Raw genomic sequence first — 1,178 nt, forward strand, 5'->3', positions numbered from 1 at the left:
CGCAGGGCCGCGGGGCGCGCCTCGCCCACCATCCGCTATGCCGACTTCGAGGTGGACCCGGCGGCCCGCACGGTGGTGCGGGGCGGCAGGCCGGTGGATATGTCGCCGCGCGAGTTCTCGGTGCTGCTGGTACTGCTGCAAGCGCGCGGGCGCGTGCTCTCGCGCCAGCAGATCGAAGAGCGCCTGTACAGCTGGCAGTCCGCTATTGAGAGCAATGCGGTCGAGGTGCATATCCACCACCTGCGCCGCAAGCTGGGCAGCGCGTGCATCCAGACCATGCGGGGCGTGGGCTATTTCATGCCGCAGGAGCCCGCGTGACACCGGCCCCCCAAGCTGCTGCGTCCCTGCCGGGCAAGGGCCGCCACTCGCTGACCCTCCACCTGCTGCTGTGGTCGCTGGGTGCGCTGGTGCTGGTGTGGGCCAGCTTTGTGTACATGGGCTACCAGACGGGCGTGCACGAGGCCGATGAACTCACCGATGGGCATCTGGCCGGCGTGGCCGCGCTGCTGATCAATCTGAAGGCTTCCGAAGCCGTCGAAAAGGCCGCCACAACCCAGCGCGCGGCCACGCCCTGGCTCAAGGCGCACGATTACCAGCAGTCCATCAGCGTGGTGCAGTGGAACGCCGCGGGGCGCCTGTTGGCGCAAAGTGGCCGCGCCCCGCTGCCGGCCTTCGATGACTCGGAGGGGTTCGCCGACCTTCGCCTGGGGTCGCAGGCCGTGGCCTGGCGCAGTTTTTCGCAGTGGGACGCGGCCAGGACTCGCAAGGTCATGGTGCTGCTGGAGCTGCGTGAGCGGGACGAGTTGGCGCGGGACATTGCCGAGCAGATGGTGGAGCCCGGACTGTGGCTTTTGCCCGTGGTGGCGCTGGCCCTTGGGCTGGCCCTGCGGCGGGGGTTGCGGCCGCTGTACGCCCTCTCGGCCGACGTGAGCGCGCTCGACCCCTCCAGCGCGCAGCGGCTGGCATCGCGCCATGCCTGGAGTGAATTCGAATCGGTGGTCGCGTCCATCAACACCCTGCTCGACCGGCAGCAGGCTGCGCTGGTGCGTGAGCGGCGCCTGGCCAACGAGGTGGCCCACGAGCTGCGCACGCCGCTGTCCTCAATCACGCTGCAGGCCAGCGCGTTGGGGGGGATCTCGATCCGCAGGCCCAGGCGCGCGCCGTGGCGCGGATCGGCC

The 1,178-nt window shown here is 70.1% G+C and carries 1 protein-coding gene and 1 pseudogene; both read left to right on the forward strand.

The annotated features are described in order from the left end of the window. Nucleotides 1-318, forward strand: a 318-nt coding sequence (locus ACDELDRAFT_RS22750; protein WP_005801429.1) for a winged helix-turn-helix domain-containing protein, incomplete at its 5' end; no start/stop codon positions are given. Next, nucleotides 315-1,178, forward strand: a pseudogene (locus ACDELDRAFT_RS22755) (two-component sensor histidine kinase); the annotation flags it as partial. The gene ACDELDRAFT_RS22750 and the pseudogene ACDELDRAFT_RS22755, both read left to right, overlap by 4 nt.

The organism is Acidovorax delafieldii 2AN (genome assembly GCF_000175235.1).
In the GTDB taxonomy this organism is placed as follows: domain Bacteria; phylum Pseudomonadota; class Gammaproteobacteria; order Burkholderiales; family Burkholderiaceae_C; genus Acidovorax; species Acidovorax delafieldii_B.